This is a genomic window from Pseudomonas sp. FP818 (genome assembly GCF_030687335.1).
In the GTDB taxonomy this organism is placed as follows: domain Bacteria; phylum Pseudomonadota; class Gammaproteobacteria; order Pseudomonadales; family Pseudomonadaceae; genus Aquipseudomonas; species Aquipseudomonas shahriarae.
Genome location: NZ_CP117427.1, coordinates 2,747,114 through 2,764,017, shown reverse-complemented (window position 1 = coordinate 2,764,017; position 16,904 = coordinate 2,747,114). Strand labels below are relative to the sequence as shown.

At 58.1% G+C, this 16,904-nt stretch carries 18 protein-coding genes and 2 pseudogenes; 6 read left to right on the top strand and 14 right to left on the bottom strand.

Annotated features, from left to right (window positions below):
* Nucleotides 1-330: 330 nt before the first annotated feature.
* A complete protein-coding gene (locus PSH80_RS12450) occupies nt 331-900 on the top strand; it encodes a DJ-1/PfpI family protein (RefSeq protein WP_305420384.1) in 570 nt (189 codons plus the stop codon).
* A gap of 260 nt (nt 901-1,160) precedes the next feature.
* Nucleotides 1,161-1,262, top strand: a pseudogene (locus PSH80_RS12445) (hypothetical protein); the annotation flags it as partial.
* Nucleotides 1,263-1,289: 27 nt separating this feature from the next.
* On the opposite strand, the gene PSH80_RS12440 reads toward PSH80_RS12445, so the two are convergent.
* The 4 genes from PSH80_RS12440 to PSH80_RS12425 form a co-directional block, all read right to left on the bottom strand.
* Complete coding sequence (locus tag PSH80_RS12440) at nt 1,290-2,504, bottom strand: aldose 1-epimerase family protein (protein ID WP_305420382.1); 1,215 nt, start codon at nt 2,502-2,504, stop codon at nt 1,290-1,292.
* A gap of 275 nt (nt 2,505-2,779) precedes the next feature.
* Complete coding sequence (locus PSH80_RS12435; protein ID WP_081044254.1) at nt 2,780-3,259, bottom strand: YbaK/prolyl-tRNA synthetase associated domain-containing protein; 480 nt, start codon at nt 3,257-3,259, stop codon at nt 2,780-2,782.
* Between the two features lie 16 nt (nt 3,260-3,275).
* Nucleotides 3,276-4,034, bottom strand: coding sequence for a TSUP family transporter (locus PSH80_RS12430; RefSeq protein WP_032859412.1), 759 nt, complete (start codon nt 4,032-4,034; stop codon nt 3,276-3,278).
* A 4-nt stretch (nt 4,035-4,038) separates the two neighbouring features.
* Nucleotides 4,039-5,124 carry a TauD/TfdA family dioxygenase gene (locus PSH80_RS12425; protein WP_057959720.1) on the bottom strand — a complete coding sequence of 362 codons (1,086 nt, stop codon included), beginning with the start codon at nt 5,122-5,124 and terminating at the stop codon, nt 4,039-4,041.
* Nucleotides 5,125-5,233: 109 nt separating this feature from the next.
* Between PSH80_RS12425 and PSH80_RS12420 the strand changes: the two genes are divergently transcribed.
* Nucleotides 5,234-6,166, top strand: a complete 933-nt coding sequence (locus PSH80_RS12420; protein WP_057959721.1) for a LysR family transcriptional regulator — start codon at nt 5,234-5,236, stop codon at nt 6,164-6,166.
* Nucleotides 6,167-6,888: 722 nt separating this feature from the next.
* Here the strand turns inward: PSH80_RS12420 and PSH80_RS12415 are convergent.
* Nucleotides 6,889-7,782 (bottom strand): LysR substrate-binding domain-containing protein, encoded by an 894-nt coding sequence (locus PSH80_RS12415; RefSeq protein ID WP_057438414.1) that lies wholly within the window; start codon nt 7,780-7,782, stop codon nt 6,889-6,891.
* Between the two features lie 94 nt (nt 7,783-7,876).
* Here PSH80_RS12415 and PSH80_RS12410 point away from each other — a divergent pair, with 94 nt between their 5' ends.
* Nucleotides 7,877-9,043, top strand: coding sequence for an MFS transporter (locus PSH80_RS12410; protein ID WP_200661112.1), 1,167 nt, complete (start codon nt 7,877-7,879; stop codon nt 9,041-9,043).
* Between the two features lie 51 nt (nt 9,044-9,094).
* Here PSH80_RS12410 and PSH80_RS12405 read toward each other — a convergent pair whose 3' ends face one another.
* The 3 genes from PSH80_RS12405 to PSH80_RS12395 all read right to left on the bottom strand — a co-directional run bounded on the left by PSH80_RS12405 (nt 9,095) and on the right by PSH80_RS12395 (nt 10,932).
* Nucleotides 9,095-9,580, bottom strand: a complete 486-nt coding sequence (locus tag PSH80_RS12405; protein WP_057959725.1) for an ATP-binding protein — start codon at nt 9,578-9,580, stop codon at nt 9,095-9,097.
* Nucleotides 9,581-9,850: 270 nt separating this feature from the next.
* Nucleotides 9,851-10,705, bottom strand: a complete 855-nt coding sequence (locus PSH80_RS12400; RefSeq protein ID WP_128593695.1) for an EamA family transporter — start codon at nt 10,703-10,705, stop codon at nt 9,851-9,853.
* Between the two features lie 62 nt (nt 10,706-10,767).
* Complete coding sequence (locus PSH80_RS12395; RefSeq protein ID WP_198799237.1) at nt 10,768-10,932, bottom strand: hypothetical protein; 165 nt, start codon at nt 10,930-10,932, stop codon at nt 10,768-10,770.
* A gap of 230 nt (nt 10,933-11,162) precedes the next feature.
* Here PSH80_RS12395 and PSH80_RS12390 point away from each other — a divergent pair, with 230 nt between their 5' ends.
* Entirely contained in the window at nt 11,163-11,357 is a 195-nt protein-coding gene (locus tag PSH80_RS12390) for a helix-turn-helix domain-containing protein (protein ID WP_233096723.1), read from the top strand.
* Here the strand turns inward: PSH80_RS12390 and PSH80_RS12385 are convergent.
* The 5 genes and pseudogenes from PSH80_RS12385 to PSH80_RS12370 all read right to left on the bottom strand — a co-directional run bounded on the left by PSH80_RS12385 (nt 11,354) and on the right by PSH80_RS12370 (nt 15,088).
* Entirely contained in the window at nt 11,354-11,935 is a 582-nt protein-coding gene (locus PSH80_RS12385) for an HD family hydrolase (RefSeq protein WP_198799236.1), read from the bottom strand. The two genes, PSH80_RS12390 and PSH80_RS12385, sit on opposite strands and share 4 nt — an antisense overlap.
* A 107-nt stretch (nt 11,936-12,042) precedes the next feature.
* On the bottom strand, nt 12,043-12,600 hold the full coding sequence (locus PSH80_RS12380; RefSeq protein WP_200661407.1) for a helix-turn-helix transcriptional regulator: 558 nt from the start codon (nt 12,598-12,600) through the stop codon (nt 12,043-12,045).
* A 157-nt stretch (nt 12,601-12,757) separates the two neighbouring features.
* Nucleotides 12,758-13,462, bottom strand: a complete 705-nt coding sequence (locus PSH80_RS27360) for a methyl-accepting chemotaxis protein (RefSeq protein WP_370693737.1) — start codon at nt 13,460-13,462, stop codon at nt 12,758-12,760.
* A gap of 201 nt (nt 13,463-13,663) precedes the next feature.
* A pseudogene (locus PSH80_RS27355) lies at nt 13,664-13,744 on the bottom strand (hypothetical protein); the annotation flags it as partial.
* An 804-nt stretch (nt 13,745-14,548) separates the two neighbouring features.
* Nucleotides 14,549-15,088 (bottom strand): adenylate kinase, encoded by a 540-nt coding sequence (locus PSH80_RS12370; RefSeq protein ID WP_200656348.1) that lies wholly within the window; start codon nt 15,086-15,088, stop codon nt 14,549-14,551.
* A 172-nt stretch (nt 15,089-15,260) separates the two neighbouring features.
* Between PSH80_RS12370 and PSH80_RS12365 the strand changes: the two genes are divergently transcribed.
* A complete protein-coding gene (locus PSH80_RS12365) occupies nt 15,261-16,241 on the top strand; it encodes an NAD-dependent epimerase/dehydratase family protein (protein WP_200661409.1) in 981 nt (326 codons plus the stop codon).
* Here PSH80_RS12365 and PSH80_RS12360 read toward each other — a convergent pair.
* Nucleotides 16,207-16,596 carry a MerR family transcriptional regulator gene (locus tag PSH80_RS12360; RefSeq protein ID WP_057959732.1) on the bottom strand — a complete coding sequence of 130 codons (390 nt, stop codon included), beginning with the start codon at nt 16,594-16,596 and terminating at the stop codon, nt 16,207-16,209. The two genes, PSH80_RS12365 and PSH80_RS12360, sit on opposite strands and share 35 nt — an antisense overlap.
* Nucleotides 16,597-16,904: the final 308 nt, after the last annotated feature.

Genomic DNA, 16,904 nt, shown 5'->3' with positions numbered 1-16,904 from the left:
TGCCCAGATGCTAGCTAACTTCGCTCTTCAGTGTCGGCATTTGGCCGATTCTGTTGAAAAAGTCGGTTCTTCCAGCCTGCCGGAATATTGACCGCTGAAAACGCCTTTCTTGCGCGCTGCTACGCGAAATCTGAGCCCGGGATCCCTCTACTCAAAGTAGAGATTTCAATCTCAAGCGCGTACTTTTCTGCCGTGGAAACCATAGCCGACTTTTTCAACAGAATCGGCCGGTTCCGGTCTTTCGCGACCGGCTACAATCGACCCATAGCTGCCCTTGATGTATGTGTGTTGTCGCCATATGTTATTGGCATTCATGGAGGATTCTGACCGATGGCACGTGTGGGATTGATACTGACACCCGGTTTTGCGGACTGGGAATACGCTTTCATTGCTGGAACTGCGTCTCCGTTTTACGGGATCGACGTCAGGTTTTTCGCTTCTGCTACGGGGGAGTTTCGCTCGCAGGGTGGATTGGCGGTAACGGTCGAGAGCAGTTTGCAACAATGTCTGGACTGGAAACCGGACGTTGTAGTCGTGATTGGAGGAATGGTCTGGGAACGTGCAGAAGCACCTGATATCCGAGAGTTTCTTCATGCTAGTCGTGCAAGTGGAGCGACAATTGCCGGTATCTGTGGGGGAACGCTGGCACTTGCCAGGGCCAGCCTTCTCGACACCGTTCCTCATACCTCGAACAGCGCCGATTTCCTGCAACAGAATGCCATGGGTTATGAGGGGGGCACGCTTTATCGAAGCAGCCCAGTAGCTGTGGTTGCAGACCGCATCATAACTGCTCCAGGCCCTGCACCCGTTAGCTTCACCTGCGCAGTGTTCGAAGCCGCCGGGCTATCTTCCGAGACCACTTCTCAATTCAGAACAATGTTGGCAGCGGAACATCGGTGACTGCGTCGTCCTACAAAACAGCCGGTTAGGTGATGTGTTCGGATGGCCGCTTCTGGCCGATTATGTTGAAAAAGTCGGTACTTCCAGACTGCCCGCTTACTGACTGATGAAAATGCCTTTTTTGCGCTCAGCTACGCGAAATCCGAGCCAGAATTCCTCTGCACAAAGTAAAGATTTCAATCTCAAGCGCTTACTTTCCTGCCTTGGAAACCATGGCCGACTTTTTCAACAAAATCGGCCAAGAGCCGACAGTGACCGAATCGTTGCGAGCAGCCCATCGACTGTTCAAGGTCGCGCGCTCGCTTACGGACCTTGAACAAACCGACGGGATCAGACGCAAACACTTGGCCGAGGGGCTGTAATATCGGCCGACAATGCTCCAGCCGGTCTCACCCCTTGCTCAGATCAACCAACGGCGTCTGCCGCACCTCAGTCTCCCGCCCATCCTGAATCGCCCTCACCTGCTTCAAGGCCTTGTCCACCGCCACCTTATCCGCCAACAAGCTGTAGCTGATGCGGAACTGCTTGTGTTCCTTGGGCCCAATTGTCGGTACCAGGTTCAGTGGCCGCTGATAACGGCGGTTGTAGGAAAAACTTGTCCCCGGCTCTAGCCCCGTGACATAGCCCTGGCCTTGGGTATCGGTGTTTTTCCACAGGGAAAACACGGGCAGTGTCTGGGTGTTGAAGCCGACCGAAACGCCCAGGCTGCCGGCCTTGTTGTGCAACACGGTCAACGTGTCGCCCTTGGCATCGGCATACGGCACCACGTTGTAAACCGTTTCGTCGTAGTCCCTGGTCGGTGCGCGGTAGGTTTGCCAGTCGGGCAGATCGCCCTTGGCCTTGTCGTTGAACGGCGACACCTGTTTCACCGGCGCGGCAAAACGGGCGCCCTGCTCCAGGAACGGGGTGCTGAAGTTGCTGTGATACAGCGCCTGGTATTCCTTCGGATAGTCGCCGTTATTGGTCAGGGTGTCGTTGAGGGTGAACACGACGCTGCCGGGTTCGGTGACCAGTTCGGTCGCGACTGAGAAGTCGACCTTCTTGAACGCCTGCTCTTTCAGTTCGCCGCGTAGGGTGATGGCGTACGGTGGTTTTTCATCGATATGCAGGGTGACTTTGTTCGCAGGAATGTTGGCGGCCCGACCGTGCAGAGTCAGCAGTTCGCCGTTGTCGATGCCTGGGTGGCCGCCCCATTCGTATCCGCAGCGGGTGACCAGCTCATTGAAACCTTCCAACCAGCCCAGACCACCGCGGCCATTGAGCTCGATGAAGGACGGATTGACCACTTCCTTGACCGGCGAATCCCAGCCCATGCGCACATTGCCGACCGAGGCCTGCAAGACGTTCATTCCGCGAGTCGGCACTACCGAGAGTTTCATCGTGCCGTTGTCGATGTCGACGATGCTGACGCCCTCCTGCCGACCGCCGTGCAAGGTGCGCAGGGTAACGCTGAAGGGTTTGTCGGTTTTTAGTCCGAGTTGCTGACTGGTGATCTGCCAGTTCTGGGCAGCTTTGTCGGTGTCGAGCAGAACGTAATCCCAAGCCATGGCGTGGGAGGCAGCGGACAGTGCGCTGAGGGCAACAAAGAGTTTGAGCGGGGTCATGGCGGCAGCCTTTCTTGGAGTTGTGCCATTTTTATAAACTTGATGAAACGCTTCAGCAAGCTAAAAATCGACCCAACGCCGACGAAGTTGGCAATGCAGCGGCCAGTGCAGTTTGAGATCACTGAGCAAACACGGTCAGCTCTCGTGGCCTGCATACCGCAGCCCCTCTACCCACTCTTCAATACACTCGTATCGGCAAAGGCTGGGTGAAGGCCATAGGCCTTGATATAGATCTGTCCCCTTTTTCTTTTTTGCGGCGTTGTGAAAACGTCTGCTCAGGCCTGGCTGATATCCAGCAATCGAGGCATGGCAATCGCCAGATAATCCTGCGTATCGAGCACCATCGACGCATCCAGCCGCCCCGCGTTGAAGGCTATTTCAGCGTAGCCTGTGGTCAAGGCCGGATCGACGATCAATTGAATCCGCTCATCGAAAACAAAAGGAGGGATGGCGCCGATCCGGCACCCGGTCAGGTCCATGGCGGTTTCGGCCTTCACCAGCTCGGCTTTTTTCCCACCCAGGGCCGCTCCGACTTTCTTCATGTCCAACTTCTGGTCGCCCGGCAGTATCACCAGTGCATAGGGTCCGGCCTGCCCCTTGAGGGAGCAAAGCATGGCCTTCGCGCCTTGGCCGGGCTCGGTGCCACGGATTTCGGCGACGCGCGCCGACTGGCCCTCGGCATCGTGCATCAACACCCGGTAGGAGGCTGAGCGGGCATCGAGTAGTGCCACGAGGCGATCGAACATGGGATGCATGGAGTTTTCCTCTGGTTTACAGGAGCAGGTCGTAGGACAGTTTGCTGATCAGAATCACCAGCAACACCAGGAATAGAGCCCGGACAAAGGGCACGCCTTTATGAACCGCCAGCCAGGTGCCAGTGAGCGCGCCCAGAATATTGAATGCCGCCATGGGGATTGCGATCAGGTAGAGCACGTTACCCGTCGGAATGAAGAACATCAGTGCCGCTACGTTGGTCGCGATGTTCACTAGCTTGGCCGATGCCGAGGCATGAAGAAAGTCGAAGGCGAAGCAGCGGATAAACAGGAAGATCAGGAAGCTGCCAGTACCGGGGCCGAACAGACCATCGTAGAAACCGATGGCACCGCCGATGACGATCGCCAGCAGTTTTTCCTTGGTACCGATACGCATGGGTTTGTGCAGGGCGCCGAAATCTTTTTTCCAGAAGGTGTAGATCGCCATCAGTACAATCAACACCAGCACCGCCGGCCGGATCATCGACTGGGGTACGAACGACACCGTGGCGGCTCCGAAGAAGGCCATGACAAAAGCCGCGCAGGCCGCGGGGATCACAAGACCCCAGTCAATCACCACCTTACGCACGAAGGACCGAGCCGCGAATGCCGTGCCGCAGGCGGCCGCAACCTTGTTGGTACCCAGCAGCGCCGCCGGTTGAGCGCTGGGTAGCACGTTGAACAGCGCGGGAATCTGGATCAGTCCGCCGCCGCCCACCGCCGCATCGATCAGGCCGGCGGCGAAGGCGAACACGCAAAGGATGACAATATCGACCATGAAATCAGGCTCTGACTATGTAGGGTTGATGAGGGTCCAGCGGCACCACGCGTGCCGGATCATTGACCCCGAAGACACGTAACATCCAGCGATCACGGCCGTCGTAACGGGGTGTAAAACCATCCCGGGCATGCAGGGTTTGCTGGTTTTTGAAGATCAGCATGTCCCCTGGTTGCAGCAGTATGTGGTGCACGACATCGGGATGATTGGCAGCGGCGGCGAACAGCTGGAGGGCAAACTGCGCATTGGCGCAGGTCGTTTCGACACTCGCTTTGTTGTAGCGGCAATACAGGCCATCGTTTGCGCTTCTGTACAGCAAGGGGACGTTTTCCAGCACATTCCCCTGTTTGCCGAAGGAGGCCGGTCGGCGAACGGTGAAGTTCGGTCGTGACAATTCTTCTTCGACGCAGGCCGGGAGAATGGCCAGCACCTCGTCAATTGCGACGATGCGCGTCGGCACGTCGAGCTCGCAGCGCAGGCCGGTCAGGGACAGGTACTCCGGACAGGCCGACAACTGCGAGACGGGTTCGCAGGTCAAAGGCAAGTGAGGGTTGTCGACATGCATGTCCAGATCCGCGCGCGAGCCATAGGAACTCTTTTCGGTCTCTCGCTTATGCTTGGGCGATACGTGACGGAACACTGTGTCGTTGCTCTCACCGTCGTACGCCAGCGGATGGGTTTGCAGAGTTTGCAGCACGGACAAAATAGCCCCGGCCAGCGTCGGCACGTTCTCGATACCCGGCTCCAGGTCATAGGGCGTGGCGGGCAGTTGCGGGTCCAGCGGCAGCCCCCTGATGATCATCGCCACTTCAGGCGCCTGTGGAAAATTGCGCAGCTGCTGGATTTTCTCGGTGCACAGGACACTTTCCAGCAACAGCCCCAGGACCGGCATGTGGCGGATACCCGAGGCGCTATCGGTCACGTCCAGCGATGCCAGACCGGCCTGAAGTGTGCGTTGTTCTTCGAGCGACAGATGAATTTGCGGTATCTCCCGTCGGGTCGACGTCACTGAATTTTGTTCCTGCCATTCATGAATTACTTCATCAACACCCGCTGCGGCTTTCCCGATTACTTCTTCCAGCTTCGACACGTCCTTGCGCTCCTGTTTGCCCCATCCTTGTGGGTTGAACGGGAAGGTTAACGGAAGGAGCTTTTTTGTGTTGCAATGCCGCGTTGTGAAAAATGCAATGAGGTGGAGAGTGGCGTTGAATATGTTGGGGGAACTTGAAGCCTTCGCGACCGTGGCTCGCAAGCGCAGCTTCGTCGCCGCGGCACGGACTCTGGGGCGCTCCCCCAGCGCACTGACCCGTGCCGTTCAAGCCCTGGAGGAAAGTGTGGGGCTCAAGTTGTTCCATCGCTCGTCCAATGCCGTGACCTTGACCGAAGCGGGTGAATGCTTATTGCCCCACGCGCACAAAATGCTCGATCTGCAACGTGAGGTGGATGAAGACCTGGCCGGTCTCAGCGGCCTGGCCTCTGGCTGGATCCGTTTTTCCGCCCCCGAGGTTCTCGGACACGGGGTATTGCCCCGGTTGATCGCACAGTACTGCGAGCGTTATCCGGACGTTAACATCGATGTGATTTTCACCGATGAGATCATCGACCCGGCCAAGAGCAAGCTGGACTTCTCGATTCGCGGTGCCTTCCCACAATCCAGCGACTTGATCGGCTTTGCGCTCTGGAGTTACTCACGTTATCTGTATGCCAGCCCCGACTACCTGGAGCGCAACGGCATGCCCGACTCCATCGAGGCACTGGAGTCGCATTCGCTGATCCTGCATACGGCGCCACGGATTCTCAAGGAGTGGAATTTTCGCAGTGAAGAGCAGGCCATCAGCTTTCGGGTGCATCCAAAATTTCGTTTCAGCTCCGGCCTGGCGGTATTCCAGGCAGCCCTGGCGGGCGTCGGGATCGCCCGCTTGGCAGATTGGATGGCGGAGCCCGAAGTGGATGCGGGACGCCTGTTTCGGGTTTGTCCTGAGTACAAGCTCACCTCCAGCAACGGTGAGAGCCCACAGATGCACGCGGTGTACCCGGCCGGAAATTTGCCAATGCGGGTGAAGGCCTTGATGGAAATGATCCGCGGCTTAGGTGAAAGCCTCGAATGTAAACGCGGCTCAGCACTAATATGAGGTTACGGGGCGTTCAGCCGTGTCCGCTCACTCTGCAGTTGATCAGACCTGACACGCTGAACCCCACCCTAGGCTACCGCAGACGAGCATCGACAAGATGCTACGCCGGGGATTTTGTATTAGATCTTTATTGGCGCGATGGCGACTATCGACGCCAGCGATGGGTGAAACGCAGGAAAATGCCTGCTCCCATGTCGGCGCAGTCCCTGACGGAGCGCAATCCCCCAAACAGCAATGCCCCCTGTGGGAGCGAGCCCGCTCGCGATGGCGTGGTGTCAGCCGATATCAATGGAAGCGCTGGCCTCATAGCGAGCACACTGGATTTTTGATGTTTAACGGAAGACATCATGAGCGCTTGGCCGATTGTTGCCTGTCACGAACGGCTGCAATCGGCCCAGAGTGTGTAAAAACGCTTCGCCAAAATTGAAGTGCGCGCGCCTACGTTAAATCTGAAATTTATTGGCACGTCTGCAGATGTGGATTTCGCGTAGAAACGCGATTTCCAGTCCGGTTTTGAGCACCTGGCGCGCTCAAAAACGTTTTTACACAGCCTCGGTCGCAAGCCGCCCCCCACAAATAGCCTTCAACCAATCAAGCCCATTCACAACCTGCAGGCCAGACACCCATCCCATTGCTCCCATCAGGCAGACCACACTACCGCGTTTTTCACTACTTGCCCCCTCCGCGCCCCCTCCCCCGGAAAGCTGATCTGCCACCACCGCCTAGATCCGATGATGTTCCAGCAAAAAGTCCACAAACAACCGCACCCGCGCAGGCATTGCCGATCCGCCTACGAACACCGCATGAATCGGTTCCCGGTCGCCGGGGTTCCAGGCTTGCAGCAGTGGTATCAGGTCGCCGCGCTGCAGATCCTCGTTTACGGTGAACTCGCCGATACGCGCAATGCCGGCACCGACTCGCGCAAGTTGTGCCAGCGCTTCACCGCTGCTGCATTCGATGTTGCCGCTGACCTTCAGGGAAAATTCTTTCCCGTCGCGGATGAACGGCCAGTTGGGCTCGGCACGCCGGAAGTTGAAACCCAGGCAGTTGTGGCGGAGCAGGTCTTCCGGTTCCTGGGGGGTGCCGTGGCGCTCTAGATACTCGGGCGATGCCACCACGACCTCACCGGTGTCGCCGAGCCTGCGTGCGGTCAGCGGGCTGTCGGGCAGATGGCCAAAGCGTATTGCTACGTCGGCTTGGCCGCCAAGAATGTCGACCACTTCGTCGCCAAGGTTGAGGTCGACGACGATGTTCGGGTACTGCGCGCTGAATGCCGCCACCAAGGGAACGATGGTCTGCCGCCCATGGCCAAGGGCAGCGCTGACCCGTAATCGGCCCCTCGGCACGCCCTGGTCGGCGATGGCCTCTTCCATCTCGTTCATGTCCGCCAGGATACGTCGGGCACCGCGCAGGAACGCCTCGCCCTCGGCGGTGAAGATGATCGCGCGAGTGGTGCGCAACAGCAGCCGGGTGCCAAGCCGTAGTTCGGTACGCGCAATGATCCGGCTGACCGCCGAGGGTGTCAGCCCCAATGCACGGGCGGCCGCCGAGAGGCTGCCCTCCTGCGCCACGCTGGCGAACACAAGCATTTCACCGGATCTGCCGTTGAAGTCCATTTGTGCCTCTTGCGCAAAGGTGATTGCCAAAAATGCTATCTACCGCCTCAGAAGTCTGGATCGTAGCATTGGCGGCATAGATAAGGAGCCTTTCATGCGTATCAATCCACCCCTCGTTGCACTCGCCATGGGTGCCTTTGGCATCGGCGTTACCGAGTTCGCCCCCATGGGCATGTTGCCGAACATTGCGGCGGACCTCGGCGTTTCGATTCCTGCTGCGGGCCTGCTGGTGAGCGCTTACGCCCTGGGCGTACTGCTCGGCGCGCCACTGATGACCCTGACCACCGGCAGGATTCCCCGGCGCTACCTGCTGATAGGGCTTATGGCGATTTTCACCCTGGGCAATCTGATGTCAGCCCTGGCGACCGATTACTACAGCCTCATGGTCGCCAGGGTGGTGACCTCACTGAACCACGGCGCGTTTTTTGGCGTGGGCTCCATCGTCGCCGCCAGCGTGGTCGCCCCAGAGAAACGCGCCGGCGCGGTGGCGGCAATGTTTATGGGCCTCACCCTGGCGACCATCGGCGGTGTGCCGCTGGCTGCCTGGTTTGGCGAACTGTTCGGTTGGCGCACCGCGTTCTGGGGCATTACCGGCCTCGGCGTGGTGGCCATGGCCGCGTTGTGGTTCGCCCTGCCCAACCTGAAGGCGCCGCCAAGCGTGGGAGTAATGGCCGAAATTCGCGTACTGGGCCGTGGCCCGGTGCTGGGTGCGTTGGCCCTCACCGTCGTCGGCTCGGGTGCCATGTTTACCGTCTTCACCTACATCGCGCCGATCCTCAGCAGCGAGACCCACGCGTCCACCGCCTACATCACCGCGATGCTGGTGCTGTTCGGCGTGGGGCTGACACTGGGCAACATGTGGGGTGGCAAGGCTGCCGACCGCTCGATAGATCGTACCCTGATCGTATCGTTGAGCGTGCTGATTGCCGTCTTGCTGGCGTTCACCGTACTGATGCGCTGGCCGTTGCCAGCTGCCGTGGCCATCCTGATATGGGGCATCGCCAGCTTCGCCCTGGTACCGCCGCTGCAGATGCGCGTGATGGAAGCCGCCAAGGACGCCCCCAACCTGGCCTCGGCGGTGAACATCGGCGCCTTCAACTTCGGCAACGCGATTGGTGCGGCACTGGGCGGCGCGGTGATCAACGCCGGGTTGGGTTATCCGGCGATTTCCCTGGCTGGAGCCGCAATGGCGGGCCTGGGGTTGTTGATGGTGCTGGGGTTTGCCTGGCGGTCGAGGGCGGTGGCGGCAGCGGCGGTGTGAGGAGGATGTGAGCCATCCCCGGAGGATGCCGTCCCTAGGCGCCGCTACCCGTCAAAGACGGTGGATTTTAATCTGGAGTCCTTCATCCTCGTCCGGGGCCCGAAAGTAGCTAGTGATCAGATCGAACTCAGCATCTGTCGCCGCAAACTCATGGTCGGCGCGGCGGTTGCGGATATGCAACCTGCCTCGACAGGTCTCATCGTCCACCTCAAGGTAGTGGACACAATGGGCAACCCCGGCTGAGTCAGCGAGGCCGCGCAACCATTGTCGATCTTCAGGGGTGTTGGCGGGAAAATCCAAGACCACCGTCACGCCAGTATTCAGCACATCGACGACGAGCGGGCCCACCACCTCTCTAATCTGGCGCGACAGGCGCACGTAATCGGTTACTGACTTGATCTGATTAGGGTAAAGCCGTGACAGCCAATGATCCTCACTCAGCAGAATCGCCGACTGTTCGGCTGCCAAACTTTTGGCCAGCGTTGATTTGCCAGATGCAATCTTGCCTGAGATCAGATGAAGCACGGGTTTGGGCATAGGGGACGTCTCCTTGTCGAACCCTGATGATGCTCATACAAAAGCGTCGAAGCAACCACAGATACCTCATCGGGTCGAATCGGCTAGTCGCCAGCATCGGCCAGAGTGGTTGCCGTATTCGGTGCGGCGAAGACGCACTGCGCTTATCTCTTGGCCATCCGTTACAGATCGGGTACGGCAAATACAGGATGCCGTCGACGGGCTGAAACACACACCGTCGGTCATGTGAACGTGTGTTGGATATACGCTTACTTTTTTTGAGCGCAAATATCAGGTTTTCAGGTGCAGCACAAATGCACCGCCCAGTACCAGAACAACGCCCAGCACCTGCACCTTTCCCAGTCGCTCCTTGAAAAACACATAACCCAAAATTGCCGCGATACCGCCCGACAATGTGCTGATTACTGTCACCACCGAAACTGATCCCGACACCGCTCCATAAGCGAACGCCGAAAAACCACCTAGGTTCATCAGGCTCACGCCCGTTAGCGCCATGCAGTTTTTTAAAGGCGGAAATTTCAACCCTTCCTTGATCTTCAAAACCATAACGAACATTACAATCAGCCCGACCAGATAGGCCAGCCAAAGCATGGTCACTGGTCCGAGGACGGGGAGAACGAAATGCCCCTGCAACCAAAAACTGGTGCCGAAGAACACAGCCGCCAGTAACGCAAAGGAAATTGAACTACTGGCCTGCGTGGTGTGTGGCACTTTCGAGTCAGAGTGAATGCTGGAGAGAATTACTCCGAGCACGCACAAGGCGATGCACAGCAACTGGATTAGACTGATCTGCTCACCGCCAGCCCATGACAGCAATGTCGTAACCACACCGTAGGACGTCACCAGCGGCGCAACGATAGAAGCTTTGCCAAGTGCGAACGCTTTGGACAGGGCCAAGGCGCCGAACACAGTCAAAACGGCAGCGGCGATGCCGATGAGCCAAATATCGAATGGTGCTGCCATGGATTTAAGAATGAAGGTCGGGAACACGATCAGCAGCATGCTCATGATCGCAAAACCCATCGTCTGACCGAAAAACACGGCGCGTTTGACGCCGACTGCGCGAGCGTTTAGGCCCACTAAAAAATCCGTACCGCCCCAGAGTAAGGCAGCCAGCAACCCCATTAGTACATCCACGTTTTGTCCTTATAGATGCTCGCTTTGCACATCGAGAGTCCTTCAGACTCCTAAGTGTTCCAGCGTTGGGCCCTCATGGCCTTGTAGAGTATGCCGATGGTCATCGAGATATTGTCGCCTCGACCCTTGGCCCTACTTTTGAGCAACAGATCATAGCCTTCAGGTTGTAAGTAGCGATAGGCGTCGTAGCCCCCCAAAAAATCGAATGCAAACATTTCTACCAATCCTTTCATCAAATACCTCGCCTCGGCCCCGTCGGAGGCCACTTCGAAGATCGAGGCTTTGTTGTTCTCTACACCGCTTCAACCACTTTGTGACATGGCCACCTGCAACGCATCACTGAACCTGGTGGGATGCTTGATATTTGGCGTTGTTAGCGGTGTGCGCCCAATGGTGATGACCGTCACCTGTCGGCTTTCGGGATTTAGGAATTGCTGGCGCAAAGATGCATGGGGTTTACAGAGGCCGCAAGAAAAAACCGTCCAACAATCTGGTAATAAGCTTAATTGACCGCGCCGGCGCTGGAGATAGTAAATCTAAACTAGCGCGCGACTTTGAAATCAGTCGCCAGACACTTTATCGGTACTTGAGATCTACTCAGGGGACTCCTCAGTCACATCCCGAATCGGCACCCATTTAGTGATTTTTAGAATTCGCCAGTATGTGTTCTTTGGTGTCCTGGTCGATGATAGTGCGCAGCACCTCAAACAGCGGCGCGGCATCTGTGTATTTTTTGCCATAGGCAAGATTGAATTCGTAATCGAAGCCCGTTGGGTTCTTGCCTTGGTTGTGCTGCAGCATCGTTTCCAACTTATCCAGCGCCTTGACGGCTACGGCCTCTGGCGACGAAGCATTTTCATAGTCATCCCAAAGCGCCAGTATCTCGGCCTTCAACGGTTCATCCAGGGCACTGGTCAAGAGCAGGAGATCGTTTCTCTCTTGCTCGCTCTTGTTGGGAAACGAATCTTGATTGACGGCGGGAACATCTCCGTTAATGGCCTCCCCCAAGTCGTGGATAACACACATCTTGAGCATTTTCAGCCGATCAAGATCAGTCAGGTAGTCCCCAAAGACAATGGCCATCAGGCAAAGGCGCCAGCTATGCTCCGCCGTGCTTTCGGTGCGCCCGCAAGAGGTGTGCGCGCTTCTAAGCACGTCCTTGAGCTTTTCCGCCTCGCGTAGAAATTCAAGACGCCCTTTGATTTTTTCGATGTCCATGAAAACCTCTGATTCAGTCGGCGAACCGAATACCGCTCACCTTGTTCACGCCAGACTAAATCTCAAGATGTTCAGCGTCCACGCATAAAATATGCAGGGCGATGCCGTCAGAGCGACTCGACCAAGCGCGCTGTTGTTCCGTCGCACAGGGGCATACGCGTCCAACGACACAGGCTTTGGCTGATCGGAACGATGGACGAATTATTGTCACCCGTCAGAAACTCCAGCGCGGGTGGCGCAAAGGCTTCCCGCCAGCCCAATTTATCCAGAGCGAGCTCGTTGCTGATGATATTGGGCGTAGCGAAGCGCCATAGCGAGCGACCCAACAGTTCACTGATCGGACTCGTGAACTGGGCGGCGCGCGAAGGAGAACAAGCAAGCAGACGGTGCGTCAAATCACAAATGAGATGAACAGGACGCGAGCTTTCCCGCACCATTCGTCCCAGCGCTTGATCAGCCGCGGTGGTGAGACGAGCGGCCAGCAATTGCTCAAGTTTTTTGTGCGCGAGAGGATCCAACTCGAGCACGCCACTCTCCCAACGAGAGATAGTCGATTGAGTGACGTTAAACAGCTCCGCGGCATGGGATTGTTTGACCCGGTGTAACAGGCGCCATCGCCTGAGCATAACGCCGGGTAAGACAGGGCTTAGCAACATGTCAGACATTTGGTATTACGGAAAAGTGGAAGGTCTCGCAAGTTTGCTCTGTGCGAGACCTGCATGCAAATGGGCTAACGAGTGATCGTTTCACCTCGAAAACAGCCGCTCTGCAGCCCTCTCCTGGCGCATGACACCAATCCCCGACCCAGAGCGCCTCAGCCCATCAAAGCCGAAACCGCCCCACCGACTGCGCCAACTGCCCCGCCAGCGCCGACAACTCATCCGTAGTTCCGGCCGTCTGGCCAATCACCCGTGTATTGCCTTCCGACATCCCGGCAATCATCTCGACCTGATGCGCGATCTCATTACTTGCCAGGCTCTGCTCACCAATCGTGCGGGTAATGTCGTTAACCAGCTGCGTAGTATTCAACGTCGCGTCAAGAATCTCACGGATCGCCCGCTCCACATCGGCCGTGACGGCCATGCCTTTATCCACCTGGGCCACCCCCTCTTCCATGCTGGTGACAGCCTCGCGGGTGCTTTGCTGGATGCGCGTGACCATGCTGGCGATTTCCTGGGTGGAGGCGCTGGTGCGCCCTGCCAGGCTGCGCACTTCGTCAGCCACCACGGCAAAGCCGCGCCCCTGCTCGCCGGCGCGGGCGGCTTCAATGGCGGCATTGAGGGCCAGCAGGTTGGTCTGGTCGGCAATGCCCTTGATTACCTGGATAATGCTGTAGATGCCTTCGGACTCCTTGTCCAGGGTGCGGATCACCTGGGCCGAGTGTTGCGCCGAGCGAGCGATGGCGTCCATGTCGCTGACGACTTGGTGAATAACTTGCCCACCGTTTTTGGCCAGGGTTTGCGCCTGGTTGGCCATTTCCAGGGCGTGCTCGGCATGCCGGGTGATTTCTTCGATGCTGGCGGTCATTTGGCTGGTGGCGGCCGACATGGTCCCCGCTGCAGAACTCTGCTGCTGACTGCTGGCAGCCACTTCATGGCATCCGTTGCTCAGTTGTTGGCTCATGCGCGTAACGCCCTGGGCATTGCTGCGCACCACATCGATCATGCCGCGCAGGTCATGCTGCATAACGGCAAGGCTGCGGATCAGCATGCTTGCCTCATCGCGGCTGACGGGTTCGGGAATCGCTTCGCTAAGGTTGCCATGGGCAATGCTCTCGGCAATCTGCCGCGCCAGTTGCAGCGGCCGCATGATGCTGCGGGTGACCCAGTAGCCCTGGGCAACCAGCAACAGCAGGCACAGCACCAGCACCACCGCGAGGGTAAAATTGGCGCTGCGCACGGTTTGACGGGTCTGCTCGCCAGTGGCCTTGGAGTTGTTTTCGATCAGTTCACTGAGGCTGGCCATCCGGCCTTCCAACTGGGTGAAGGCGTCGCTGAAGGTGCCCAGTTCTTGTTGGGCCGCAACCGGATCGTTCAGCGCCACGCCGACAATCCGCTCCCCCAGGGCGATGTAATTGTCGAGGCTGGGCTTGATGTCACTCAGCGCGGCTTCGAGGGTCGGGTTGAGCGGCAGCGCAACGTTATTGCCCAGCGCCTCGCGAAAGTGCGCGGTATGGTCGGTGACGGCTTCAAGTACTTCATCCCGACTGCTGACACTTTTGCCCAGCCCCACCAGCATTGCCGACAGCACATCGGCGCGCAGCGCGTCGTGCATCATGTCGGCCTCCAGATGATTGCTCAGGGCGGTCATGCTGACCTCACTGTCAATCATCGCCGCCTCCATCCGCGCATTCCCCAGGTAGTTCACCAGGCTGATGACCAGCACGGTAAGCACACTGGTGCCGATCAGCAAAAACAGACGAAGTTTTATCGACATCCCTAAGCCCTCTGCGGTTATGGCCTAAAACAAGGTATTGATAGCTGTCGTTTAAAACCCATCGACGCGTTCGTTACCACTGATTTAAGCCTACTTGCAGGTTTTCGCCTTGGTGATGGCGGTTAGGTGTCCTTTGTGACGCCTGACGTCGCCGCCGACTCCTGTGCTGAACGGGATTTATCGGTATAGCAACGTCGCCTGAAAGGCGTGCGCAACCATTTGCTCAGCCGTGTGTTCCCCGTCAATGCGCAAGACCGGCACCGTCTGCCTGGAAATCCACGCTTCATGCCGCGCTCGGTTGCGCCCGGAACAGCGCGGATCGTCATACTGGGAGGCCCATTCGCGAAAGGCGACATGTATCTCGTGCATATCGCCCCCAGGGGCAATGCGCTCGCCAAAGAGGCGCTTTTCACGCAGATCCAACCGCTGAAGGCGCACAGGTGTTGGCGTTATCACGAACACGATCAGGTCCACATGCACCATAAGCGCTTCGCCCCAGCCATCAGAAGAGCCGGTCAGCACCCAGCCTTGGTCACCGAGCGCTTGCTTGATCAAACACACGCGCTCATTGGCTGGCCGCTTGGTGGTGAACGGTGGGTGGGTGGGCAGCCAGTAAAAGTCATCCACATCCACATGGATCAAGCCCAGCGACGCAGCCAGGGCTTGCCCCAACGTCGTGACGCCTGCGCACGAAGCGCCAGTAATGTAGATGCGCACTGTTCTCTCCATGAATATAAGTCGGCGTTGGATTCTACAAGAAATCCAGGGGCGAACCCGTTCACTCAAAATTGCGGTTTTTGCTGACGGCAGCGCTTGACTCTGTCCCTTGGGACAAGCCCTACCCTGCCTTATCTATTTCAGTTTCCGCCGTCAGCGGATAAGGCAACCCATGAGTACGCTATCGTTGGTCACCGGTGCGAATGGGCATCTGGGCAACACCCTGGTGCGGACGCTGCTCGCCCGCGGGCAACAGGTGCGCGCCGGGGTCCGTGACCCGGAGCGAAGCACCGCCCTGGCAGGGCTCGACTGCCAGGTAGTGTGCGCCGAGCTGCAAGATCCGCAATCCTTGCGCCAGGCCCTGCAAGGGGTGGGTGTGCTGTACCACGTGGCGGCGGTGTTCAAGCACTGGGCGAAGGATCCACAGACCGAGATCGTCGAGGTCAATGTGCAAGGCTCACGCAATGTCCTGCGTGCCGCCGCCGAGGCCGGGGTTCGGCGGGTGGTGTATGTCAGTTCCGTGGCAGCCGTCGGGCACAACGGTCAGTTTTTGGATGAAACCAGCTGGAACGCTGATCAGCAAAACCCCTACTACCGTTCAAAAATCCTCTCTGAACGCGCGGCCTGGGAAACCGCCCGGGCCTATGACCTGCCCCTGGTCAGCGTGTTGCCCTCGGCAATCATCGGCCCGCATACCACGCGGCTTACCGACACCATGGGGTTTCTGGCAGCCGTACTGGCGCGCAAGTTGGTACTGGACCCGAATTTTCATTTCAACTTTGTCGATGTGCGCGACGTGGCCGATGGGCTGATCCGCGCGGCGGAAAACGGCAGGCCCGGCCAGCGCTATCTACTGGCCAACCGGCAGGCCTCATCACTGGCGCAGGTGATCGAAGCCCTCAACGCCCTTAGCCCAGGCTACCCATTGCCGCGCCGCGCCCCCAAACCCCTGCTATTGCTGATCGCCTGGCTGAAAGAGCAGCAGGCACGCTACACCGGCCGGCCAGCTGACTTGCTGCTCAGCCAGGTGCAAATGTTCTATGGGGTGCGTCAGGTTTACTGCATCGACAAGGCGGTCAACGAACTGGGCTACCAGCCGCGCTCGCCGCATGACGCCCTCACCCAGGCATTTGCGCATCTGTTGGCACGCTGAGGCTGGGGGCGAATTGCTGGTTGATCTGTTGTTGCAACTGCGTCAGTTGCTGCTGCCGATCCTGCAAGGCCAGGATCTGCGCCTGCAACTCCAAGCGCTTGACCTCGATGCCCTGATTGGCCAGTGCCAGGGGGAACGGTGCCTGGTGTTGCTTGGCAGCCAGCAGCTCACTCAGTTCAGCCAGTTTGAACCCCACCGCCTGGGCGCGGCGAATCATCTGCACCAACCTCAGGTGATGGGCGGTGTACAACCGATAACTGCCACGGCGCTGCGGCGTCAGCAGGCCCAGTTGTTCATACAAACGAATGGCTTTGGGCGTGCATCCCGTCAGCTTGGCCAGTTCACCAATGTACATATACCGTCTTCTCCCTGATGCGACGTCGGACCGCAGTTTACTGGGTTGAGCTTCCAGTGGGTAATACCGGCTTTGGGGGAAACGGCCGAACATCACCACCCCCCACCAAGATGCGGTGAATGTTCAAATGCACCCAATTATTGCGCGGAGGCTTTTCGTGTCGTCGCCATCCACTCCTTCAGCCCCTCACGCCGAAAGCCTGGCCGGGACGTCAATCAGATGATTTCGTACAGGCTAAGAGTCTGGGGGAAGCCGCCCTTGAGGCCCCCTCCCCGTTAAACACCCCGTATTGCTTGATGACTCTCTGA